The 8,426-nt window shown below is 39.8% G+C and carries 6 protein-coding genes and 2 pseudogenes; 6 read left to right on the top strand and 2 right to left on the bottom strand.

The window, feature by feature from the left end; genetic code table 11:
- Positions 1 to 1,982 (top strand): annotated as a pseudogene (locus tag ABF638_RS35460) (hypothetical protein); the annotation flags it as partial.
- Between the two features lie 391 nt (positions 1,983 to 2,373).
- On the top strand, positions 2,374 to 2,985 hold the full coding sequence (locus tag ABF638_RS35455) for a tyrosine-type recombinase/integrase (RefSeq protein WP_435027464.1): 612 nt from the start codon (positions 2,374 to 2,376) through the stop codon (positions 2,983 to 2,985).
- Here ABF638_RS35455 and ABF638_RS35450 read toward each other — a convergent pair.
- A pseudogene (locus ABF638_RS35450) lies at positions 2,982 to 3,296 on the bottom strand (Tn3 family transposase); the annotation flags it as partial. The gene ABF638_RS35455 and the pseudogene ABF638_RS35450 sit on opposite strands and share 4 nt — an antisense overlap.
- Positions 3,292 to 3,522, bottom strand: coding sequence for a DUF4158 domain-containing protein (locus ABF638_RS35445; protein ID WP_435027463.1), 231 nt, complete (start codon positions 3,520 to 3,522; stop codon positions 3,292 to 3,294). The pseudogene ABF638_RS35450 and the gene ABF638_RS35445, both read right to left, overlap by 5 nt.
- Before the next feature lie 213 nt (positions 3,523 to 3,735).
- Here ABF638_RS35445 and ABF638_RS35440 point away from each other — a divergent pair, with 213 nt between their 5' ends.
- The 4 genes from ABF638_RS35440 to ABF638_RS35425 form a co-directional block, all read left to right on the top strand.
- Entirely contained in the window at positions 3,736 to 3,927 is a 192-nt protein-coding gene (locus tag ABF638_RS35440; RefSeq protein WP_435027462.1) for a hypothetical protein, read from the top strand.
- Positions 3,928 to 3,950: 23 nt separating this feature from the next.
- A complete protein-coding gene (locus tag ABF638_RS35435) occupies positions 3,951 to 4,115 on the top strand; it encodes a hypothetical protein (RefSeq protein ID WP_435027461.1) in 165 nt (54 codons plus the stop codon).
- A 302-nt stretch (positions 4,116 to 4,417) separates the two neighbouring features.
- Positions 4,418 to 5,716 (top strand): ATP-binding protein, encoded by a 1,299-nt coding sequence (locus tag ABF638_RS35430; protein WP_435027460.1) that lies wholly within the window; start codon positions 4,418 to 4,420, stop codon positions 5,714 to 5,716.
- An 18-nt stretch (positions 5,717 to 5,734) separates the two neighbouring features.
- The coding region (locus tag ABF638_RS35425) for a tetratricopeptide repeat protein (protein WP_435027459.1) at positions 5,735 to 8,426 on the top strand (2,692 nt) is incomplete at its 3' end.

Below are 8,426 nucleotides of genomic sequence, written 5' to 3'. Positions count from 1 at the left end.
AACAACTGTCTCTTTATCAGCAGCAACTACAAGAAAGAAGAACCGCATTCGACGGCCTAGACGCGGCGATTGCTGATGTGGAGCAACAACTCTTATCACAAAGAACAGTGGATGCAATTGCTGACTTTATTGAACAGTCAGTAGTTGAGTCAACCTTAAGTGAAACGTTGCCACAATTAACAGAACAACTCTCTCAATATCGGCAGCAGCTAAAAGCAAGAAGAACCGCATTCGACGGACTAGACGCGGCGATTACTCAAGAGTTACAATCCCATACAGAGAAAAGAGCTATTTCATCAATTTCTGATTATATTGAGCAATCAACTATTGAATCAGCATTAACCCAAACAGTATTAGAACTAACGCAACAACTTTCTCAATATAAAGAGGAACTCATTACCGCTAAAACTACATTCAATGACCTGGATGCAGTGCTTGCGAATGAGTTACAATCCCATGTAGAGGAAAAAGCCATTTCATCAATTTCTGATTATATTGAGCAATCGGCTGTTGAATCAGCATTAACCCAAACAGTATTAGAATTAACGCAACAACTTTCTCAATACAAAGAGGAACTCATTATAGCTAAAACTACATTCAATGACCTGGATGCAGTGCTTGCGACTGAGTTACAATCATATCTAGAGAAGAGAGCCATTTCATCAATTTCTGATTACATTGAGCAATCAACTGTCGAGTCAGCCTTAACTGAAACAGTATTAGAATTAACACAACAACTTTCTCAATACAAAGAGGAACTTGTTACAGCTAAAACTACATTCAATGACCTGGATGCAGCGCTTGCGAATGAGTTACAATCATATCTAGAGAAAAGAGCTATCTTATCAATTTCTGATTATGTTGAGCAATCGACTGTCTCTTCAGCCTTAACTGAAACAGTATTAGAATTAACACAACAACTTTCTCAAAATCAGCAGCAGCTATCAGCCGGAAGAACCATATTCGACGACCTGGAAGCAGCGATTGTTTATTTGGAGCAACTGCATAGATCGCAAACAACAGTAGACGCAATTGCTCTTAATCAAACTCCAACTATAACCACAGATGAACCAAAGCTGAAAGATAATCTTTCAGCCGAGTTATATCAGTATTACAGTACCGACTTGCAAGACTTATTAGTGACTGACCGAGACAAAGAAATCGCTATGAGGGCATTATTAGATAATAAGCCATCTGAGGAGGTTGAAGAAATTATCTTTGCCAGTCCAGCCGGATGGACTACTGATGAAGCTAAAGCATTAGTTCTAATCGCTAACAATCAACTGGCATCCAATAGAGAGGAAAAACAGAGTTCACCCCAGTTTACGCCCCCAGCAGAGGATGAAAGCAAAAGGCAAGTATTACAGTATTACCTGAATCAGCAACGCGGTATAACCAATTTTCTTGTGCAACCATTACAACGCCAGGGGTTGGCTTATATAGATCAGCAGGCTCAGGTTGTGTTTATCAAGCGGGATTTAAACGGTGAAAAGTCAGGCGCACTTGTTTGGGATACGCACCGCCAAGACAATCGCGCTTTTGAGTACCCTAAAAACAGCTCCTGGCTACGCCCCGCCGGAGGCGATCGCTCCGAGGGGTGGTTTCATTTAAAATTGGGTGGAGAGCCTGACGATAAAATTGAGAGAGTATTCTTGTGTGACTCCCCCATTGATGCGCTGTCAATGGCAGAGATTGACAGAGACGGACACAAGGGGCAACCACCAGTTAGAACAATGTACATGGCAGTGGATGACCCAAATAACTTGCCTTTTGAACTCCTCAGAAATATCAGCAGAATTGGGCTGGCATTTAATAATGATGATCAAGGAAATCAAGCCGCTCAGGTTGTTCAGGAAATGCTGCCCCAGGCTAAAAGAATTCCACCGTCGGGGCTGACTTGGAATGAGATTCTTATTGAACAGCAGCGACAGCAGCAAGAGGAACTGGAGCAAAAGCAACGGGGACGAGGGTTTAGTCGATGACCTCATGTTGAACCGACGAACTCGTGACCGCTTCGCTCTCGGAGTCGGTGGCTCTTACGGGCAGAAAGATTACTGGTTAGGCCAAGTAGATCCTGCAAGCCCGCAAGAGCCACTTCGCTGCGCCGACTCCGAGCCACGAGTTCTTAAATCCTGGAAAGATGCTTTGACTACTGGCAGCGATCACTTGGCTTTCGAGCTTCAGCAGAAAATGAATTGCTATCTGGCGTAAATAGAAGGTTCGTGCAACCAGGGGCAACCTTGTAAATTTCTGTAAAAATGACCCATTTTTTAGCCTTGATTGATAAGAAATACAAATGATAACTTTGCCTAGTTCGTTTCATTTTAGGCAAAGTATAATGAAGATACATATGCAAGCATGAGGAATTGACCCATGCTATCTATTGCAGTCCAACTTCCATTTTCGGCAAAGATATTTTCTCCTCCACCAAAAAAAGCATCTATCAGGGAAAGAGAATATCTGCTCACATCAGAAGTCCAAGCCCTGATTCGTGCAGCTAAAAAAATCGGTCGTCATCCTGTTAGAGATGGAGCGATCATATTATTAATGTTTCGTCACGGGCTTAGAACAGCCGAATTAGTGGCTCTGAAATGGTCGCAAATAGATTTAGTAGGAGGTTATATAGAGATACATCGTGTAAAACATGGACATGACAGCATTCATCCGTTGCGTTCGCCCGAATTAAGAGCTTTACGTCAAATATATAGAGATTATCCTGATACAAACTATGTTTTCGTATCCGAACGCAAAGCTCCTTTATCAACTCGTTTGATTCGCCATATTATAGCTAGAGCTGGAAAATTAGCTCAAATTCCCTTTGAGGTTCATCCACATCAACTGCGTCATGCTTGTGGCTACTATTTAGCAGCCCAAGGTCACGATACCAGAGCAATTCAAGATTACTTAGGACACAAGAATATACACCACACAATACGTTATACCCAAATGTCACCTCACAGATTTGAGAACTTCTGGAGGGATTAAGCGACTGCTTGTTGCGTTAAATCAGCAATTCTTTCTTTGAGATCCAGCTTAAATGTACCATAAGGGTTGACATGACTGAAAATCAAAGGAGTAATTGCCCTTTTATCGGTTTCTGTTAGCTTTTCCTGCCAATGCTTCTGTTCTAGAACACTCTGAATCATCAAAGTATTCACATAGACCAAACATATCTGCAATAGATGCAAAGATAGCACTGATAACTCTTGACTCTCCAGACGATTTGAAGCAAATTCGCCACCTTTACCATAGAAAATAAAATCATTAACCCCATTCCATCGTTCTACTACATTAAGAATACAATGATGGGTCTGCTTCTAGTTGTGATGCTATGTATGTAATTACAGTTTCTGGTATTTCTGCTTCTGAGTCGGGAAAACGAGCCATTATTTGAAAATATTTCAGTAAAATGGCAAAACCAATCTGTCCTGCACCAACTTTCTTCAAAACCAGTTCTAATTCTTGGGGAACAAGAGTCCAATTTTCTACAAGTTCTTCTGTACTTTGAGGTGGTTTAACCATTCATTATCTTCTCCGTTCAGGAAATACCAGTTGCTCCCAAAGCATAAATGAATCTGTCGTTATAATGTCCCAATTTTTTCTGTACAGACTTTAAGTATTTTGTCAAATGCAATCAAAAATATATATTAAGTTTACTTATAGTAAAGGGGGAAAAACTGGGGTCAATCATTAGAAACGGATAATGGCTGAACCTCTTGCTGGGCAACGATTTCAATGACTGGTTGCCCCTGGTTGCACGAACCTTCTATTTACGCCTATCTGAGGCGAATGGTAAGTGAAAATAATGAAGCGATCGCCATTTATCAGCAGATGCTGAAAGTTAATCCCAATTCTGCCAAAGCGCATTTTCTATTGGCTAACTTCAACTATTTAATTGGTTCTATCATGCCCGGAACCTGCCAGTAGGAGCTAAACTCAACCAGACAGGGTTGAACCATTTAAAAACAGCCACATATTTGTACCAAAAGCAGGGGGATACAGTGGCGGCGGCAAAGTTGGAGAAAGTATACAGTCAGGTCGAAAACGAGACAAACCCGATTAATTGGGTATTTCCAGAATGGCGCTACCAAGATGTGAAGTTTTCAACCCAGTAAGGGGCAGGGTTAAGATCACCTCGTCGGTCGTTTATCTGTGCGTCACTCTGTAAGCTCCGTGACGCGCAGGTAGCCGACGGACGGGGACATTTAATGAATAGGCTATTTGGTGCAGCAATCTAATACTGTACAGCAAGGATTAAAAAAAAACGAGACTATTGTCAGTATCCGCGATAATGTACTCCCAAAACTCTTATCAGGTGAAACCGGAGTCCCTGTGGTCGGGTTGCAGGACTCTAAGAAAGAAATCTTATTATTTAGCTCATATTACAAAATGTTAGTATTATTAGAAATTTTTGCTTATGGTAAATCCTTTAATGTCCAAAGATTTATTGTTAGAATTATTCCGAGAAGCTTACAGAAATTTAGAGCTTCAGCCTCTATTGTCTCAAAAAGAACTAGACAAGTTCAAAGTAGATTATGGCAATAATATAATTGAAAAATTGATGCTATTGGTTGATGATAGTCCTTCTGGTGATTGCAAGATTATCTTCACAGGACATCGTGGGTGTGGCAAATCTACATTACTAGCTGACTTTAGTCGGCGATATGAAAAACAATACTTTATGGTGTTCTTCTCCATAGGAGACACGATTGAGATGTCAGATGTTAACCACATTAATATCCTATTTACTACTGCTGTTAACTTAATACATGAAGCAGAAAAACATCAAATTTCTATTCCAAAATCAATCAAAGAAGTTTTTTCAAAATGGTTTGCAACCAAAACTAGTATAAAAGAAAACAAGCTTCAAGGCAGCGCTTCAGTAGGCTTTGATTTCAAGTTCATCAGCGCTAAATTAAAAGCAGATAATGTTACTCGCAATGAAATAAAACAAGAATTTCAAAACAAAATTTCTGAATTAGTATCACACATAAATGAAATAGCTGCTGTTATTCAAACTGAGACTAAAAAGGAGATAATTGTCATTCTTGATGATTTAGATAAATTAGATTTAGGAAAAATTAATGACCTTTTTAAAGATAATATTAAGGCTCTTTGTTTACCACATTTTAGAATTATTTTTACTATTCCAATTGCCGCTTTGAGAGATAAGTTTCTTAAAGCTATTCTTGAAACTGAAACAAATTACAGAATCGTATTACCTGTTGTAAAGTTATTAAATAAAGGAGAAACCCGTGAATCTAATATACTCCCAATTTTGGAAGCAAAAACAACTTTATATGATATTTTAAAAAAACGTATTCCTGAAACAATATTAGATACTAAAACAGCAGAAAAAATTGTTTTATATAGTGGTGGCGTTCTGCGTGAGTTAATCCGTATTGCTAATGAATGTTGCATAATTTGCTTGGGAAAGGTTAGGCGTATAAAAGATAACGAAACTTTGATTATAAATGATATTATTTTAGAAGAAGCAATTAATAATTTGCGGAATGATTTTGCTACTCCTTTAACCAAGTTAGACTATGAAATATTGCAGCAAATTTATCAATTTAATGAACCAGACGATCCGAATCAAGGATATTTTTTAGAATTACTGCATGGATTACACGTTATAGAATATCATGATTATAGAAATTGGTATGATATTCATCCTATTGTTTTAGAACTATTAAGGGAGAGAAAACTAATTTAAATATAAATACTATAAAAAATGCTAACACCCAAAGAATTTGAAAAAGGAAATGAACAAAAATATAACGAATTGCTAGTTTCTATAGAAGCTAGTGAAGGAATAATGAGTTTGCTCATTGCTGTATGTGATGATAGTTATTTACGCGATCAGATAATAAAGCGTTATGAGGCTGAAGTCCAATCTTATATTCATCCATATCGGCTAAAGCTAGCGCGAGGGGAACCAAGTTTAAGATATGCGATTGAACAGCTAGTGCAAAAAGATGAGTACCTAGTGAATAATGCTAGAGCTGTTATAACGGTAACTGAGATTGAGAAGCTTGGTTTTTTGAAGGAACTGGAAGATATAAGTTCCGAGCGTGAAATTTTTTTCGGTTACTTACAATGGACAAGAGAAGGTTTACGTGAATTTCTTTATCCCATAGTTTTATGGCTAACTAACGAAGTCTTGATCAAACTAAGTAAACATGCTCCTGATTTTTGGAGTTGGCGCAGGGGTGTATTCCGTTTTCTACCGCAAAAGGTGCAGATTGAGCAGGGACTGTACGCAAAAAAACCTGAGCAAGCTGATTATTACGCCCGAATGGGAAGAATATATCTTAATCAACTCAAAAGTGGTCAGTTTGCTGATTACAAAACAGAACAAGAGTTAGCAGTAGGGTATTTTAAAGAGACTGTAGCTCTGCAAAGAGAGTTAGGTTTAGATAAAGAATTAGCTAACAGCTTGAATGAGTTAGCAACTCTTTACTTGGATCAGGGTCGTTACATTGAAGCAGAATCCCTGTTAATAGAGGCACTAGAACTTAGCTATCGTCCACTAACATTACCAGCAGTAGCATTAACCACTCTGATTCTCAGAAAAGCTTTTGAAAAGACTGGAGAAAAGCTAAGAGAAAAAGTACTTGAAGAATGCAATAAATTGCTCTCACTGCTGAGGAAAAAAGAACCTAAAACAGCAAGTGCCATAGAATTAGCTCAACAGCAACCTCTAAATTATGGTCAAGCATATCTGGTTAAACAAGTAGAAGAAGCTGCAAATAAAGATCCTGAGATTGCTCAAGCAGTTCAAGCTTTGGTAAATGAAGCAAAATCTCAATTGGCAATCATTGGGAATTGGCAAGAAATAAACATTAAAGGTGAAACTAATACCATTTCTGGCAATACCATTAATTTTTGGTTACAGGCGCCTGAAAGAGAACGGGTAAAGTTAAATTTCCATACTATAGTACCCCAAAATCTTCCCTTGAGTGGTGCGGTGGGGTTTTTTGGGCATGAAACTGAACTGCAAACCCTATACCAGATGTTGCAGCAAAATAATCAGGTAGCAATTGCTGCAATCGCTGGGATGGGTGGTGTCGGTAAAACAGAACTGGCTTTACAATACGCGATCGCTCACCGTGAAATTTACAAAGGTGGAATTTGCTGGTTGCTACCAAAAACTGGGGATGTCGGCATTCAAGTTGTGCAGTTTGCGAGAACTCAGCTTTACTTAAACCCGCCAGAAGATTTTGATTTACTCGCGCAAGTGCAATACTGCTGGCGGCGTTGGCGTGAAGGTGAGGTGCTGCTAGTGCTGGATGATGTCAGCGACTACGAGCAAGTCAAGCCTTACTTACAGTCGCTACCTTCTCGGTTTAAAGTGCTGATGACTACGCGCCAGAACTTGGGACGCATCGCACAGTTATCTTTGGATGTGCTGCAACCAGAGGCGGCGCTGGAGTTATTAAGGTCTTTGCTCAAAGAAACACCAGAGCGAATTGAGCGAGAATTATCTGTAGCAAATCAGTTGTGTGAGTGGCTGGGATATTTACCTTTAGCTGTGGAATTAGTGGGGCGCTATCTGGCGCAGAAACAGGATTTATCTCTAGCAGAAATGTTGCGACGCTTAGAGAACAAGCGACTAGATGAGCGTTCCCTCTCTAAATCTAAGTCGGAAGCCGACATGACAGCACAACGAGGTGTGTTAGCAGCCTTTGAGTTGAGTTGGCAGGAATTAGAGGACGACGATAAACAACTGGGCTGTTTATTAAGTTTATTTGCCGCCGCACCCATACCCTGGAAGTTGGTAGAACAATGTTTACCAGAAGAAGATGCCGAAGATTTAGAAGAAATTAGAGACGATAGCTTACTGAATCTGCATTTACTCCAGCGTAAAGGTGAGGGAATCTATCAATTGCATCCACTGTTGCGGGAATTTTTCCAATATAAGCTTACAGGTTTAGAACAGGCAGAGGAACTTAAGCGAAGTTTTTGCAAGGTAATGGTAGCAGTTGCTAAAGATATTCCTGACTCACCCACCCTTGAGCAAATCAACGATGTCACCCCCGCCACACCTCACATAGTAGAAGTAGCAAAGAATCTCATTCAATATGTCAGTGATGATGATTTAATTTGGGCATTCCTCGGCAACGCTCGATTTTATAATGGTCAGGGATTGTATGACAAAGCAGCACCTTGGTTTAAGCAGTGTCTAGAAATCACTAAAAAACGCTTGGGAGAAGAACATCCAGATGTCGCACTTAGTCTCAACAACCTAGCGTCACTCTACTACTCCCAAGGCAGATACAGCGAAGCCGAACCCCTTTATATCCAAGCTTTGGCGCTCTGGCGCAAGCTTCTGGGAGAAGAACATCCAGATATCGCACTTAGTCTCAATAACCTAGCGTTACTCTACTACTCCCAAGGCAGATACAGCGAAGCCGAACCCCTTT

Source organism: Nostoc sp. CALU 1950, from assembly GCF_051172895.1.
Lineage (GTDB): Bacteria > Cyanobacteriota > Cyanobacteriia > Cyanobacteriales > Nostocaceae > Nostoc > Nostoc edaphicum_A.
The sequence above is the reverse complement of the archived record's forward strand: the minus strand, read 5'-3'. Positions and strand labels throughout refer to the sequence as shown.

Bases quoted from the DNA above. Each gene is read 5' to 3' on its own strand.
- ABF638_RS35440 (WP_435027462.1), top strand. From the start codon at position 3,736: ATGACTGGTTGCCCCTGGTTGCACGAACCTTCTATTTACGCCTATCTG.
- ABF638_RS35445 (WP_435027463.1), bottom strand. From the start codon at position 3,522: ATGGTTAAACCACCTCAAAGTACAGAAGAACTTGTAGAAAATTGGACT.
- ABF638_RS35430 (WP_435027460.1), top strand. From the start codon at position 4,418: ATGGTAAATCCTTTAATGTCCAAAGATTTATTGTTAGAATTATTCCGA.
- ABF638_RS35455 (WP_435027464.1), top strand. From the start codon at position 2,374: ATGCTATCTATTGCAGTCCAACTTCCATTTTCGGCAAAGATATTTTCT.